Below are 15389 nucleotides of genomic sequence, written 5' to 3'. Positions count from 1 at the left end.
TGCGCAATGCTGCTCAGGTTCACCACGCGCGGCGCGGCGCTCTTCTGCAACAACGGCAGCAACTGCGCGGTCAGCGCGAAGTGACCGAGATAGTTGGTACCGAACTGACGCTCGAAGCCATCGGCGGTTGTTTCGTGCTTGGGCAACATCATGACGCCGGCGTTGTTCACGAGCAGATCAATCGCCGAACCGTCGCCAAGCAGTTGTTGCGTCGCGCTCGATATTGACGCGAGGCTTGCAAGATCAATGGCTTCAAAACGAATTTGGGCATCGGGCACTTCGCGGCGAATGCGTTCAAGCGCAGTTCGCCCCTTCGCGTCGCTGCGGCCGGTGAGAATCACTTCTGCGCCGGCGCGGGCCAGTTCAAGCGATGTTTCGTAACCTAATCCACCGGTTGCGCCAGTCACCAACGCGCGTTTGCCCGATTGCGAGGGAATGTTAGCCGCGGTCCATGTGTTCATCTGCACGTCCTCCAAAGTGTTTTTGCGTGAGTAATCAGTCATTAAAACGCTAGAAAAAGCGAGCAACAAAATGTGCCCGCTTGATCAATCGGTCATTCAACTACGTGCACTGCGGGCGATACCGTTCCAGAACACCTCGAATCCAATCGTCCGGTACCGACCGGCCTCCGCTGGATAGGCCGTCATGAAGGCCATGGTGGTTTCAGCCATCGATTTCATGCTGGCAGCAATAAACGCGACCGGATAAGCATGCAAAACACCCGTGTCGATACTGTGTTGTGCAAGCGCTTCGATCTCGGCAAACGGTTCATAACCGACTGCCTTTGACTCTTCGCTGACCGTATCCGCCACCGACAACTGGTCCAGCACATTCAGACGCTGTGGATTCGCGACACCCCAATCGACGAATGCGCCCCACAGATATTCCAACCGGTCGCGCACTGGTCCCGTGCGCGGGAACCGGGTCATCAGGGCGTCGGCGAGATCGAGCTTGATGGAGCGGTATAGCGCGTTCACCAGCTCGTCCTTCGTGCGGAAGTACGTGAACAGGGTGCCCTCCGCTACGCCTGCCTGTTTCGAAATAGCCGATGTCGGCGCAGCCGACAGCCCGCGCTGGGCAAAAACCTGTTCCGCAGCGAGCAGCAGCGCGTTGTGTTTGTCATCGCTTTTGGGTCGGGCCATCGTGCGTGATCGGATCAAAAATGTGATTAATGAGTGAATACTCAATTATACCTATTTTCGAGATAGCGGCAAGACAGCGCAGGACACCTGGCCTTTGGCACTAAAAAAACCTTACAAAGTCGGCCGGATGGACCAAATCTTGCCCGTGCTAGCATCCGGCACTTGCATTAGTAAGGGTGATCAGGCGTTGAATCTCGCGCTCATCGCTTGGACTCCGCCTCACTCAGGGATCTCATGAATAACCGCTCGGTTCACCAGAACTTTTTCCATCTCTTGCTGTTTGTTGTCACCGTTGCGCTTTGCTGGATCTTGCTGCCGTTCTTTGGCGCGATCTTCTGGGGGACAATTCTCGCGATCCTGTTCCAGCCGTTGCAGCGTTATCTCGCCGCTAAATTCGGCAAGAGGCGCAATCTGGCGGCGTTCGCCACGCTGGGCTTGACGATCGTGATCGTGATCCTGCCGATCAGTTTCGTCGCGGCCACGCTGGTCCAGGAAATCGGTCTCGCGTACGCCCAGGTCAAGGCGGGCCAGCCTAATTTCACGACCTACTTCCAGCAGGCCATTCACGCACTGCCGAACTCGGTGCAGACGCTGCTCGGCCGTTTTGGCCTGACCGATATCCCGAGCATTCAACAACGTCTGACCAGCGGCGCGGCTGCGATCAGCCAGTTCGTGGCCTCGCAGGCGTTGAGCATTGGCCAGAACACGTTCCAGTTCGTGATCAGCTTCGGCGTGATGTTGTATCTCGTGTTTTTCCTATTGCGCGACGGTGGTGAAATCGGGCGGCGCATCCGCCGCGCCCTGCCCTTGGACGACGAACCGAAGCAACACCTGATCGCCAAGTTCACGACCGTCGTCCGCGCAACGGTGAAGGGCAATATCGCCGTGGCGGCCGTTCAGGGTTTCCTCGGCGGCATGATCTTCATGTTCCTGGGTATCCAGGGCTCACTGCTGTGGGGCGTGCTCATGGCCTTTCTGTCGCTGCTGCCGGCCATTGGCGCTGCGCTGGTCTGGGCGCCGGCAGCAGCCTATTTCCTGCTGACCGGCGACATTTGGCGCGGCGTGATTTTGATCTTGTTCTGCGTGGTGGTGATCGGCTTGGTCGACAACGTGCTGCGCCCTATCCTGGTCGGCAAGGACACAAAAATGCCTGACTGGGTGGTCCTGATTTCCACGCTCGGTGGAATGGGATTGTTCGGGATCAACGGATTCGTGATCGGACCGCTGATCGCCGCACTGTTCATGGCAAGCTGGGATTTGTTCACGCAAGACGAAGAAGCCAGGAAAATCGATAAGCTTTAAGGTTTCGGTCCGGCTCAATAAAAAACCGGCTCGCTGAGTGAATCAGCGAGCCGGTTTTTATGTCTGGGTAAATAGTGCCAAATAACTCAGCGTTTCTCCGCCCCGGTGTATTTACAATCGAAGCGCTTTCTCACTGTTCCATTTTCGTCCACGCTTTCAAGATACACGTCGAATTGCCATAGCCGCGCCATGTGCTTGAGGACCTCTTCGCTGTCATTGGTGAGGTGACGGTTATCGGTCATGAAATGGCGTAGCGTCAGACTACGATCGCCGCGCGTATTCACCGAATACACCTGGATATTCGGCTCACGATGATGCATGTCGTACTGCCGCGACAACGCCTGGCGAACATAGCGGTAACCGCTTTCGTCGTGAATAGCGGACACTTCCAGCGAGTCGCGCATATCGTCGTCAAGAATGGAGAACAGGCGCATTTCGCGAATCAGATGCGGCGACAAATACTGCGCAATAAAACTCTCGTCCTTGAAATTGCGCATGGCGTAATGCAGCGCTTCAAGCCAGTCGCTGCCCGCAAGCTCCGGAAACCATTCGCGATCCTCGTCCGTTGGGTGTTCACAGATGCGGCGAATATCGCTCATCATGGAAAAACCCAGCGCATACGGGTTGATGCCGCTGTAATACTGCTTCGTCACGGGGGGTTGATACACCACGTTACTGTGCGAATGCAGGAACTCCATCATGAAACCGTCTTCCAGGCGGCCTTCCGCATACAGCGTATTGAGCAGCGTGTAATGCCAGAACGTGGCCCATCCTTCGTTCATGACCTGCGTTTGCCGCTGCGGATAAAAATACTGGCCGACCTTGCGGACAATGCGAATAACTTCTCGCTCCCACGGCTCAAGCAGCGGCGCATTTTTCTCCGCAAAATACAGCAAATTTTCCTGCGGTTCCGGGGGATAACGGCTTTCAATTTCCTCAGTCGTAGTCGCCTTTTTATTCGGCAGCGTGCGCCAGAGTTCATTCACCTGCGACTGCAAATAGGCTTCGCGCTCGCGCCGTGCGGCCACTTCCTTCGCCAGCGACAATTTTTGCGGCCGTTTATACCGGTCGACACCATAGTTCATCAGCGCGTGACACGAGTCGAGCAGTTCCTCTACCCGGTCAATACCATGCCGTTCCTCGCATTCCGCGATGTAATTCTTCGCATAAACGAGGTAATCGACAATGGCATGGGCGTCCGTCCACAGCCTGAACAGGTAGTTGCCCTTGAAAAACGAGTTGTGTCCGTACGCCGCGTGCGCGATGACGAGCGCCTGCATCGTCATCGTGTTTTCTTCCATCAGGTACGCAATGCACGGATTCGAGTTGATGACGATCTCGTAGGCCAAGCCCATTTGCCCGCGCCGATAACTCTTCTCGGTGGACAGGAAGTGCTTGCCGAACGACCAGTGCCGGTAGTTCACCGGCATGCCGACCGACGCGTACGCGTCCATCATCTGCTCGGCGCTGATGAGTTCGAGCTGGATTGGGTAGACGTCGAGCCCATAACGCTGTGCGACACGGGCAATCTCGGTGTCGTATTCCTCGATCAGCTCGAAGGTCCAGTCCGATGGACACGGCAACGGCCTTTTTTCCGCCACGTTCATGCTGTCTCCTTCCGACGCCGGGCTTTTGCGAGACTTCCTGGCCTTTTGTGGCGCGCTGTCTTGTGCTTTCAGTTCTTCGCCAGGTTTGAGGTGATACCCACGTGCTTCGTTGTCCAAATGCCGTGTTGTCATGCAGCCGCCTGTTGTTTCTCAAACAATTCGCGAAAGACAGGATAAATATCCGCAGCCGATTCAACTTTCTTCATCGCGAGTTCAGGCGCGCTTTGTTTCAGATGAGCGTATTCCACCCAGAGATTCTGCTCTTCAGGCGCCACTTGAATATAAGCAAAATAGCGCACCTTCGGCAAAATGTCCTCGGCGAGAAGCTTCCTGCACTTCGGCGAATCATCAGTCCAGTTGTCGCCGTCGGACGCTTGCGCACCGTAGATATTCCACTCCGTGGGCGAATACCGTTCGTCCATGATCTTCTTCATCAGCTCCAGCGCGCTCGACACGACCGTACCGCCGCTTTCGGTCGAGTGGAAGAACGTTTCTTCGTCCACTTCTTCAGCGCGCGTGTGATGCCGGATGAAAACGACTTCAATCTTTTCGTAATTCCGATTCAGGAACAGGTACAAGAGAATGAAGAACCGCTTCGACAGATCCTTGCGCTGCTCGTCCATGGAACCCGACACGTCCATCAGACAAAACATCACGGCCTTGCTCGAGGGTGTGGGCTGCTTGGTCCGGTTGACATACCGCAAGTCGAATGGGTCGATGAAAGGAATGCGCGTGATGCGTCCTTTCATGATCACGATATCGGCTTCCAGCCGCGCGATTTCCTCGGGATCACCTTTCTCGTCCAGGAGCACTTCCAGCTGACGCTCCATCTCGTGCAACTGACGCGACAACGGCGACCCTAGCGCGATCCGCCGCCCGAGGGCACTGCGCAGCGAACGGACGACATCGATATTGTTCGGCGTTCCTTCAGCCGAAAAGCCCGCCCGAACATTCTTCCATGTGGGCACGGCGGCTAACTGAGTTTTGACGAGACGCGGGAGCTCGAGGTCATCGAAGAAATACTGCATGAACTCTTCACGCGATAACTCGAACACGAAGTCGTCCTGCCCTTCGCCCTCGTTACTCGCGGTCTTGCCGCCGCCACCGCCGCCGCCATTCGGGCGTGCGATCTTGTCGCCACGAATGTATTCGGCGTTACCCGGATGCACGAGCTCGCGCTTTCCGCCAGGGCCATGCCGGAACGACGGTTCGGCGATGTCCTTCTTCGGAATCGTGATGCTTTGCGTGCTCTGGATGTCTTTGATGCTTCGATCCCGAACGGCATCCGACACCGCGCGGCGAATATAGTTTTTGACACGACGCAAAAAGCGTTCGCGGTTGGCAATGCTCTTGTTCTTACCGGCTAACCTGCGGTCGATGATTTGATGCAGCACATCCAGTCTCCCGCGTAATTGGCGAGGAAGCGAAGCGCTGGCGGTCTGAACCGCGCGCGGCGGCGCAAGACCGTAAGGCACTCGCCAAGATGTTCGCGTTTCCGCTGGCACGAGGCCAGCATCACGCGAACGTATGACTATAAAACCGACAACACAACTGCGATTCAATCACGTTTTACGGGGCTTCGCTGAGAACTCATTCATCTCCCTGTCGAAAATCATCAAAAACGATCAAAAAACGCACTTGCACGGACAGCATCACGACGTCACGATCCTGCATCACGACGACTTCCGCACCCGGAGATACCAGTCGCAGAGCAGGCGCACTTGCTTCGGCGTGTAGCCCTTCGCGACCATGCGGTTGACAAAATCTTCATGCTTGCGTTGTTCTTCTGCCGATCCCTTGGCATTGAACGAGATCACCGGCAGAAGCTCTTCAGTGTTCGAGAACATCTTCTTCTCGATCACGACGCGCAACTTCTCGTAGCTGATCCACGCCGGATTCTTGCCGCCATTCGCAGCCCGGGCCCGCAGCACGAAGTTCACGATTTCGTTGCGGAAGTCCTTCGGGTTGCTGATGCCTGCCGGCTTCTCGATCTTCTCCAGTTCCGCATTCAACGAAGCGCGGTCGAAACTTTCGCCGGTATCGTGATCACGGAATTCCTGGTCCTGGATCCAGAAATCAGCATAAGTCACATAGCGGTCGAAGATGTTTTGTCCGTACTCCGAATACGACTCCAGGTACGCGGTCTGGATCTCCTTGCCAATGAACTCGGCATACCGTGACGCCAGCACGTCCTTGATGAACGAGAGGTACTTCTGCTCGGTTTCCGGCGGGAATTGCTCGCGTTCGATCTGCTGTTCCAGCACGTACATCAGGTGCACGGGATTGGCCGCGACTTCAGTGGAATCGAAGTTGAATACGCGGGAAAGAATCTTGAACGCGAAGCGGGTGGAAACGCCGTTCATGCCTTCATCGACGCCCGCAAAATCGCGGTATTCCTGGAACGATTTTGCCTTCGGGTCCGTGTCCTTCAGGTTGTCGCCATCGTAGACCTGCATCTTCGAAAAGAGGCTGGAATTTTCCGGTTCATGCAGGCGCGTGAGCACTGCCATTTGCGCCATCATCTTCAACGTACCCGGCGCGCAAACAGCGTTTGTCAACGAAGAATTACGCAGCAGCTTCTCGTAGATCTTCATCTCTTCACTGTAGCGCAGGCAGTACGGCACCTTGACCACGAAGATACGATCGAGCAGTGCTTCGTTGTTCTTGTTATTGCGGAACGTCTTCCATTCCGACTCGTTCGAGTGGGCCAGAACCACGCCGTCGAACGGGATTGCACCGAAACCTTCCGTGCCCTTGAAGTTGCCTTCCTGGGTAGCAGTCAGCAGCGGATGCAGCACCTTGATTGGAGCCTTGAACATTTCGACGAATTCAAGCAAGCCCTGGTTCGCGAGACACAAGCCACCGGAATAGCTGTAGGCGTCAGCGTCATCTTGCGAAAAGGTTTCGAGCTTGCGGATGTCGACCTTGCCGACGAGTGACGAGATGTCCTGATTGTTTTCATCGCCCGGTTCGGTCTTGGCTATACCGATCTGGCGCAGGATGGAGGGATAACGGCGAACGATGCGGAACTTGCGGATGTCGCCATTGAATTCGTGAAGGCGCTTGACTGCCCACGGGCTCAAAATGCTCTTGAGGTAGCGGCGCGGGATGCCGTATTGCTCTTCGAGGATAGGGCCGTCTTCGTCGTAGTCGAACAGCCCAAGGGGTGATTCATTGACGGGTGAACCCTTGATTGCATAGAACGGAACACGCTCGGCGAGTTGCTTCAGACGTTCGGCAATAGATGACTTGCCGCCGCCCACCGGCCCCAGCAAATACAGAATCTGTTTCTTCTCTTCAAGACCCTGAGCAGCATGCCTGAAGTACGACACCACTTGCTCGATCACTTCCTCCATTCCGTAGAATTCACGGAATGCCGGATACACCTTGATGACCTTGTTTGCAAACACACGCGATAAGCGCGGGTCGGTGCGAGTGTCGACGGACTCCGGTTCCCCGATTGCCGACAACATCCGTTCGCCCGCTGTTGCATACGTTGCAGGATCGTCTTTGCAGAGCGCGAGATACTCTTCGAGCGAGAATTCCTCCTCGCGGGTTTTTTCGAAGCGGGTCGCGAAACTGCTGTAGATATCCATGCTACCTCCTCGCCGAAGTCAGAAAGCAATGTGTGCGCGGCGCGCCTAATCAGAACAACATCGCTTCAGTTCATCCTAAACCTATTCGAATTTTTTTTCATGCAAATGCGTTGTTGATTTGCTTCGAAGTATTCCTAGCTTGGTGGAATATTTTCGTTCACCTACAATCAGTGTCCCGACTCGCGAAACGTTTTCCGTATTGGCTGCATAGCCTTGCTGTACAAGCCCCGGACCCATGCGACATGCTGGCAGCCCAACACGCTGACTGCTGCTGCCGGCGCTCAAGTGTTGCCCGCATTTATGCATTGAGCGCTTATGTCGCTGATACGTCGCTCATATGCCGCATCTGCCCTGTACCCATGGTGCGCCCATGCTGAGTTATCCAAGTGTTGTCCCCCGCTCATCCACATGCTCATCCACATGTTATCCACCGGTTATCCCATATACGCGTCGTAGCACCGGAACGATGCAACGCGTGATGCGTTTTTTGACATCGACATCTCCAATGTCATTCGGTAGCAGGCTCACCAACGGGGTCACAAACGGGCTCACCAACGCTATGCGCCTCTCTTGCTAAACGACGCGCACCCACATCCGTTGACCGCTTATACCCCGCCCATAGCCTTGTTATACCCGTTCGGCGGACAGGGATTTAGACGCGAAAAAAAAGCACTCGGATGAGTGCTTTTTTTGATGTAACAAGCGCGCATGAATGTTTTCCGCGCGCACTGTCACCGTGTCCTGGATGCTGCAAAAATGTCACTCCAGCGTCAGTTCAATATCGCCGATCCGATCCACCCGGCCGCTGATCAACCCCGGCCCGTCGACCCGCCGCGCGCCCGTGTTCGAGCCGGTGGTGATGGTCCAGAAGGGCTGGACCGTGTGCCCGTGTGCACTGCAATGGTTGACGAACCACACCAGCAGTTCCCGGGGATCGCCGGCCGGATTGCCGGTGCTCGGTGGCACGATCGAGACGCCATCGACCGACAGTTCGAGCAGCGGGGAAAGGAAATCGAAGTTAGGAGCGATCACGTCATACGGCTCCATCTTGCCGACGACCAGTGCCCCGTTATTCTGCGAATCGGCAAGTTGTGCCAGCGTCGCGAGGTTCGGCCATTGCGCGAAGCGGCTATCGACCACCTCCAGCGCCACGGCCATGCTGCCGATCGCCGCGAACACTTCGCTGCGGCTGTAAGGTTCGTTACGGGGCGGCAATGCGGTCGAAAAACGAAACGCGATCTCCAGTTCAATCAGCGCGCGGAAAAATGAAGCGTGCGCGATGCGCGCCGGCGAAGTGTGGACGAGTTCCGCGTCAATGGGCGCCGTGTTCGCCAGCGCGCCGGGCGCGCGGGCGCCGACTTTCCACGCGCCAATTCGCGCGCCGGAAAGGGTCAGAACTTCGTGCTGGATGGCGTAAGCCGCTTCGGCGTCGGCGGGGATATCGACTGACTCGAGGTCTTCTATCTGCGTGCGCTGGCGGCGGGCCTGAACGAGCTGTGCGGCAAGGGTGGATCCGGTCATGGCAAGCGTCCTGTGGTGGTGATCGAAACGCGTTCTAATCCCGTGAAGGTTGAACGAAGTCCGCTCAGTGTACGGGGAAGTCGGCCAGGATCGCGAGTTCAGGTCAGGACAACATGGCTTTTCCGGGATGGCGATTGCTTGATGCGTGCGCCACCGCGTGGGCGGGTTCTCAGGTTGGCGGAGGGTTGTAGCGGAGCCTCATGGAGACGCGCCGGTCGGCTCTCTCTCGGAACTCGCTTGCAGGAACCCACGCTCTGGATGCCAGGATCACCTATAGGACGCGTTGAGCCGACACGCGTTATCAGCGGCGTTTAGGGCGGCAGTGAAAGCTGGCGTTAATCCGGTGACAGCAAACCGCCCGCGATCAATAAAAATGCGCCCCGCAATCAAGTTTGCGGAGCGCATTTGACTCAATCGACCCACTCAGCCGATCAGAAAGTTTGCCAATCGCCGGTAGCCGCGGCCGCTGCTGGCCGTGCTGCGACTGGCCGTGCCACTCCCGGACGCACTGCAACAGGCGCCTTGGCAGATGCCATTGCCGGCGCCGCGCGCCGCGGCTTCGCCGGAACGGCTGGGCGCGACTTTGCTGTTGCCGGTGATCCCGGCCGCGCAGCAGTGTGGCCGAAACCCGCTTCGACCGTGCTGTCGTCGTCGAGTTGAAATACCGCCACGGCCTGGCGCAGCTTCGCTGCCTGATCTTCGAGCGATTGCGCCGCCGCCGCTGCCTCCTCGACCAGCGCCGCGTTCTGCTGCGTCACTTCGTCCATTTGCGTGACGGCGCGCGCCACTTGTTCAATGCCGCTGCTCTGCTCCTGCGACGCCGCCGCAATCTCGCCCATGATGTCGGTGACACGTTGCACCGCGCCGATAATCTCGGTCATCGTGCGGCCGGCTTCATCGACCAGCGAGGTTCCTGATTGCACGCGCTCAACCGATGTATCGATAAGACCCTTGATCTCCTTCGCCGCCGCCGATGAGCGTTGTGCGAGATTGCGCACTTCGCCCGCGACGACCGCGAAACCGCGCCCTTCTTCACCTGCGCGCGCGGCTTCCACGGCCGCGTTCAGCGCCAGAATATTAGTCTGGAACGCAATCCCTTCGATGATCGTAATAATGTCCGCAATCTTCGCCGAGCTCTGGTTGATATCGCCCATGGTGTCGACCACTTGCGCCACCACGCGGCTGCCCTTGTTCGCGATCTCCGACGCGTTGGCCGCCAGGGAACTGGCCTGCCGGGCGTTGTCGGCGTTCTGCTTCACCGTGCCTGTCAGTTCGTCCATGCTCGATGCCGTTTCCTGCAGCGCCGACGCCTGCTCTTCCGTACGCGAAGACAAGTCGATATTGCCCGCCGCGATCTCTTTGGTCGCCGTCGCGATGGATTCGGTGCCCGAGCGTACGCTGCGAACCGTCCCGACGAGACTTGCCTGCATCCGTGCAAGGCCCTGCATCAGCAAGCCCATTTCGTCGCGCGAGGTGGCGACGACCTTGCCACGCAGATCACCGGCTGCGATAGCTTCGAAGTGCTCGAGCGCGGCGTCCAGCGGCCGGCCGATCGCACGGCGCAGCGCAATCCACGAAAACACGGCGGCGGCCAGTCCGGCCACGATCGCGATCATGCTCAAGGTGCGAAAAGTTGCAGCGGCCGATTGGGCTGCTTCGTAGCCTTGCCTGGCGCCGTCGAACTGGAATTTGCGCAGCACGTCGTTGGCCGTCGACAGCTCGCCGTAGGCGACCTGCATGGCTTTCGCTGTCTCTATGATCCGCGCCTGGTCATTGGCCCTGACGGCTTCATAGCCGCTGTCGATCACCTTTTGCAACGCGAGGCGTTTGGCGTTGGAGGTATCGGCGAGTTGCTTTTCGTTGGCTTCCTGCGGCAGCTCGGTGTACTTTTTCCAGTAGTCGTTGGCACGGCCGCGCATCATGCCGCCGCGCTCGATGGTCGCCGCTACTTCCGGCGTCCCGGCAAGAAACGCCGCCCGGTCGAATATGAGCCGCTCGCGTGCCGTATAAAGCTCCGCGTTGCTGACGGCGTTAGCGCTCGGCATCTGGTTCTCGAACGTGTCGCGATACGACCGGTTCGACTGGGTCATCCCGTAAAGCCCCAATCCGCCGATTGCCACCAGAAGCAGTCCGAGAAATGCCATCGTCAGACCGAGACGCGCCTTGATCGTTAAACTCATGTTCATGATTTTCCTCGGAGCTGCTTAAAAAAATGTCGGCCCGGCGCGGTTCTGGAATCGCGATTCAGAGCAAAGCCAGATTCGCCTGCTTGGACTTCTTTTACGGCGTGCGCGCGGCGCACTTGAGGAAATTCGTGAAATGTTATTTCGTCTAATGATTTACCCTGAGAACTTTAGATGCGCGCTATTCAGCAAAAGATCGCATTAATGCGATTGTTGTAAACAATTCATGGCGAATGCCGCCATTGGCTTCATGACCGTGGGTGGGACCGGTTGAGGTTTGATTCGGGGACGGGGAAGAACGGGGAAGTGAAGATGTTGCCGGGCGATGATCGAACCGCTTTGGTCCTTACTGCGAGTGGGTTGCGCGCGCCAGAGCCCTAACAAACCAGGACGTCGGCAAACGGGGTTTTGCCGACACCGGCAAAACCCGAATGCGAACGCCCTCTGCCTGCTTCAGGCCTTCTCGGTCTTGCCTTGGCCTGCGGCCACGAAGTTCTCTGCAGTAGCGGACCCGGCCGCCGCATCTTTCCGATAGGCCAGCGGCAACACCTCCGGCACCACTGCCGTCGACTCACGCAAGATCATTCGCGGCGTCACGACGCGCCGCCGCGTGGTCGCCGGCACCTTGCCCGCGATCCGGTCGATCAGCGTCTGCGCCGCCAGCTCTCCGAGTTCGCGTACCGATTGCCCAACCGTCGACAGTGCCGGATACGTGTAACGACTCAATTCGATATCGTCGAAACCGATGATCGAACAGTCACGCGGCACGTTGATACCCCGCTCCGCCGCCGCCCGCAACGCACCGACGCCCATCATGTCGTTGCACGCAAAGATACCGGTGGGTTTGAGGGTATCGAAGAGTTGCGACGCTGCCTCGTAACCTCCGGTGGCCGAAAATGCGCTCTGCTGAATGGCGTTCGGCTCGATCTCGATGCCGCGCTCGGCCATTGCACGGATAAATCCGTGGACGCGCATCGCGCTGACGGCCGTCGCAATCGGGCCCGTGATACAGCCCACCCGCGAGTGGCCGAGTTGCAGCAAGTGGCGCGTCGCCAGATAGCCGCCCTTCTCGTGGTCGATCTGCACCAGATCCGCCGATACACCTTCAATATTCCGGTCCAGGATCACCAGCGGTTCACGCGAACCGGCCAGGCTTTGCGCCAGCACCGCATCTTCTCCCGCCGACGCGATCACCAGCCCGTCAATCCGTTTTTCCTGCAGCACGCGCAAGTAGCTGCGCTGCTTGGCAGGATCGTCGTCCGAATTGCAGAAGAACATGCAATAGCCGTTCTTCGCGCACCCGTCTTCCACCCCTCGCGCCAGTTCCGCGAAGTACGGGTTGGTTGCGTTCGGCACGAGTAAGCCGATGGTGAGCGTGTTGCGCGCCTTGAGAGAACGCGCCACCGCCGAGGGCACGTAATCGAGTTCGAGAATCGCGCGCTCCACCTTCAGCCGCACCTCCGCCGAAACGGGCCGCGAGTTGTTCACGACATGAGACACCGTCGTGAACGATACGCCCGCAATGGCCGCTACATCTTTGATCGTCGCCATACTTGGTCCTTCTCTCTGACTTGAGTCGTGCTTCTTGCTCTTCTTGATTGGCCCCCGCAACGCGCATCCCGTTGCGCTGTCCTCTCGCCTTGCGTTACCGGTTGCCTGCCTGGTCTAACGTACTTCGCCTGCCTGTGTGCGTTCATAACGGTCAATACGACCGCCCGCCGGCGTTGTCCCCGCGCCGGCTTTCATGCGTGGCAGGCACCGCAGTTTTTTGCTGCTTTCGCGCCTGCTCCAAGTGCCTTTCGCTACCTTGATACAACCGCTCCGAATTCCCTTTGCGCCGGTTCACCGGTTCACTGCCGATCCGCCGCTGCCTGGCGGAGGTGGAGGCGGCGCCTTGGCGTCCGGGACGATGGGCTCCTGGAGGATTTCGTCGCGTTTCGCATAGCCGGCAAAAGCCGCTGCCAACAGCGCGTCCTGCGACCATGTGTCTCGCTCGAAGACCCCGGTCATCCGTCCCGCCGACATCACCCCGATCCGGTCACAAATAAGCATCAACTCGCGCAGATCGCTCGACACCACCACCAGCGCCCGCCCTTCCAGCGCCAACGCGCCCATCAACGCATAAATATCAAATTTCGCGCCGACATCGATGCCGCGCGTGGGTTCATCGAACAACAGCACGGTTGAGTCGCGCGCGAGCCAGCGGCCAATCACCACCTTTTGCTGATTGCCGCCCGACAACTCCGACACTGGTTGCAACGGACCGGCTGCGCGGATATGCATCGCGTCGATCTGTTTTTGCGCCAACGCCGCTTCACGCCGCCCATCGACAAAACCCTTGCTCGACACCGCGCCGATATTGCCCAGCGAAATGTTCGCGGCAATTGGCTGCGGCAGCAGCAAACCCTCGCCCTTGCGATCCTCAGTGATCAGCGCAATGCCGTTCTTCACGGCGTCCGCAGGCGACGTAATCTTTACGGGCGTGAGCGCAGCACCTTCGTGCGCGACCGAGACCACGCCGCTATCAGCCCGATCCGCGCCGTAGATCAGCCGCATCAGTTCAGTCCGGCCCGCGCCAATCAGCCCGCTGATGCCGAAAATCTCGCCCGCCTTCACCTCGAACGACACATCGCGGACCACCTGGCCGCGGCTCATGCCGGCCACTTTCAGCGCGACGTCGCGAATCCGGCGCTCGCCCAGATCGATCCGCTCACCAATGTCGCGCCCCACCATGAGTGTGACCAGGCGGTCGCTCGTCAGGTTTTGCATGGCGTCGATATGAACCAGCTTGCCGTCGCGCAACACGGCTGCGCGACCGGCGATCCGCCTCAATTCTTCCAGCCGGTGCGAGATATACACCAGCGCCACGCCCCGCTTCTTCAGGCGTTCGACTTGCTCGAACAGCAAGTCCACTTCGCGCGCCGTCAGCATGGCGGTGGGTTCATCGAGAATCAGCACACGGCAATCACCGATCAGATTCCGTGCGATCTCCACCATCTGCTGATGCCCGATCCCCAGTTCGCCGACGAGCGTATCCGGCTCGATCGCGTCGAGCCCGACCTGCTGCATCGCGTGCCGCGCGTCCTCGCGCAGCGCCGCCCGGTCGATCCAGCCGAATTTGAATCCCTTGCGCTGCGGCAAGCGGTTCAGGAACAGGTTTTCCGCCACTGACAACGTAGGCAGCAGGTTGAGCTCCTGCATCACCATGCGCACGCCGAGCGCTTCCGCCTCCTTGCGGCTGGCCGGCGCGTAAGGCTCGCCACCCAGGGTCATGGTGCCGGTGGTCGGATCGACCAGGCCGCCAACGATCTTGGACAGCGTGCTTTTCCCGGCGCCGTTTTCCCCTGTCAACGCAAGGACTTCGCCGGCGTGCAGATCCAGCGTGACATCGGATAAAACCGGTTCCACGTAGGTCTTGCCTATCCCGCTCACCGTGAGAACGGGCGCGGTTTCCACTCTGTCGTCCATCCTCTTCTCCGGCGACAAGCCGCTGCGCTCTTCAAACCTCGTCAAACGCGCGCCCCGCTCGCTGCGCCCGGCCACAAACCGGACTTCGCGGACCCTGGATACCTGAGATTGCGCAATAAGGCGATGCTTCGCTTCCTGCACAGGCCCGGCCGCAATCGTTTGCAGGGGAACATGCTCGCGAAGCCCCAACTAGCCTTTTGCCGTCCCAATACCCAATCTACTTACCCTGTTCAGAAACACGATTACGGGCTCCGCTTGGCCAAATCATCGAAAAACCGAGTTAATCACCCCATTCTTTCGTTTATCGGCAGCAGCGCCCGTTTCTTAAGATTTTAAGCAGACAAATCGAGACGCTATGCGTGTAATACCTATTTTTTGGTGATCAGGACAACAGGTGTTTCCACCACCCCGGACAATTCCGATTGCTTCTTATGCTCGGAAATCGCCTTCAAAGCCGTGTCGATACCAAATACCGCTTGCTTCGCGGCGTACTGGTCGGCGGTCGCAAGCACCCGGCCGTCGGCGAGCATCGGCTTGATGGCGTTGATGTTGTCGTAACCAACGACCTGC

The 15389-nt window shown here is 58.3% G+C and carries 10 protein-coding genes and 1 pseudogene; 1 reads left to right on the top strand and 10 read right to left on the bottom strand.

The window, feature by feature from the left end; translation table 11 throughout:
* Both JWR14_RS08375 and JWR14_RS08370 read right to left on the bottom strand, forming a co-directional pair.
* Window positions 1-461: SDR family NAD(P)-dependent oxidoreductase (locus JWR14_RS08375; RefSeq protein ID WP_299704376.1), on the bottom strand; the 461-nt coding region annotated here is incomplete at its 3' end.
* A 96-nt stretch (window positions 462-557) separates the two neighbouring features.
* Window positions 558-1142 carry a TetR/AcrR family transcriptional regulator gene (locus tag JWR14_RS08370; RefSeq protein WP_299704373.1) on the bottom strand — a complete coding sequence of 195 codons (585 nt, stop codon included), beginning with the start codon at window positions 1140-1142 and terminating at the stop codon, window positions 558-560.
* A 234-nt stretch (window positions 1143-1376) separates the two neighbouring features.
* Here JWR14_RS08370 and JWR14_RS08365 point away from each other — a divergent pair, with 234 nt between their 5' ends.
* Window positions 1377-2444: an AI-2E family transporter gene (locus tag JWR14_RS08365; protein ID WP_299704370.1), complete on the top strand. Its 1068-nt coding sequence runs from the start codon at window positions 1377-1379 to the stop codon at window positions 2442-2444.
* An 86-nt stretch (window positions 2445-2530) separates the two neighbouring features.
* Here the strand turns inward: JWR14_RS08365 and JWR14_RS08360 are convergent, their stop codons facing one another.
* From JWR14_RS08360 to JWR14_RS08325, 8 genes and pseudogenes are all read right to left on the bottom strand, one after another.
* On the bottom strand, window positions 2531-4183 hold the full coding sequence (locus JWR14_RS08360) for a SpoVR family protein (protein WP_299704367.1): 1653 nt from the start codon (window positions 4181-4183) through the stop codon (window positions 2531-2533).
* Window positions 4180-5445, bottom strand: a complete 1266-nt coding sequence (locus JWR14_RS08355) for a YeaH/YhbH family protein (protein ID WP_299704364.1) — start codon at window positions 5443-5445, stop codon at window positions 4180-4182. The genes JWR14_RS08360 and JWR14_RS08355 overlap by 4 nt, the downstream gene beginning before the upstream one ends.
* Before the next feature lie 279 nt (window positions 5446-5724).
* On the bottom strand, window positions 5725-7647 hold the full coding sequence (locus JWR14_RS08350; protein WP_299704361.1) for a PrkA family serine protein kinase: 1923 nt from the start codon (window positions 7645-7647) through the stop codon (window positions 5725-5727).
* A gap of 759 nt (window positions 7648-8406) precedes the next feature.
* Window positions 8407-9168, bottom strand: coding sequence for a hydratase (locus JWR14_RS08345; RefSeq protein ID WP_299704358.1), 762 nt, complete (start codon window positions 9166-9168; stop codon window positions 8407-8409).
* A 431-nt stretch (window positions 9169-9599) separates the two neighbouring features.
* Window positions 9600-11354: a methyl-accepting chemotaxis protein gene (locus JWR14_RS08340; RefSeq protein ID WP_299704355.1), complete on the bottom strand. Its 1755-nt coding sequence runs from the start codon at window positions 11352-11354 to the stop codon at window positions 9600-9602.
* Between the two features lie 450 nt (window positions 11355-11804).
* Entirely contained in the window at window positions 11805-12902 is a 1098-nt protein-coding gene (locus JWR14_RS08335; RefSeq protein WP_299704352.1) for a LacI family DNA-binding transcriptional regulator, read from the bottom strand.
* 291 nt (window positions 12903-13193) lie between these two features.
* Window positions 13194-14819 carry a sugar ABC transporter ATP-binding protein gene (locus JWR14_RS08330; RefSeq protein WP_299704349.1) on the bottom strand — a complete coding sequence of 542 codons (1626 nt, stop codon included), beginning with the start codon at window positions 14817-14819 and terminating at the stop codon, window positions 13194-13196.
* A 368-nt stretch (window positions 14820-15187) separates the two neighbouring features.
* Window positions 15188-15389 (bottom strand): annotated as a pseudogene (locus JWR14_RS08325) (sugar ABC transporter substrate-binding protein); the annotation flags it as partial.

This window comes from Caballeronia sp. (assembly GCF_028292365.1).
Lineage (GTDB): Bacteria > Pseudomonadota > Gammaproteobacteria > Burkholderiales > Burkholderiaceae > Caballeronia.
The sequence above is the reverse complement of the archived record's forward strand: the minus strand, read 5'-3'. Positions and strand labels throughout refer to the sequence as shown.

Coding starts and splice junctions, on each gene's coding strand:
- JWR14_RS08370 (WP_299704373.1), bottom strand. CDS start 1,142: ATGGCCCGACCCAAAAGCGATGACAAACACAACGCGCTGCTGCTCGCT.
- JWR14_RS08365 (WP_299704370.1), top strand. CDS start 1,377: ATGAATAACCGCTCGGTTCACCAGAACTTTTTCCATCTCTTGCTGTTT.
- JWR14_RS08360 (WP_299704367.1), bottom strand. CDS start 4,183: ATGACAACACGGCATTTGGACAACGAAGCACGTGGGTATCACCTCAAA.
- JWR14_RS08350 (WP_299704361.1), bottom strand. CDS start 7,647: ATGGATATCTACAGCAGTTTCGCGACCCGCTTCGAAAAAACCCGCGAG.
- JWR14_RS08345 (WP_299704358.1), bottom strand. CDS start 9,168: ATGACCGGATCCACCCTTGCCGCACAGCTCGTTCAGGCCCGCCGCCAG.
- JWR14_RS08340 (WP_299704355.1), bottom strand. CDS start 11,354: ATGAACATGAGTTTAACGATCAAGGCGCGTCTCGGTCTGACGATGGCA.
- JWR14_RS08335 (WP_299704352.1), bottom strand. CDS start 12,902: ATGGCGACGATCAAAGATGTAGCGGCCATTGCGGGCGTATCGTTCACG.
- JWR14_RS08330 (WP_299704349.1), bottom strand. CDS start 14,819: ATGGACGACAGAGTGGAAACCGCGCCCGTTCTCACGGTGAGCGGGATA.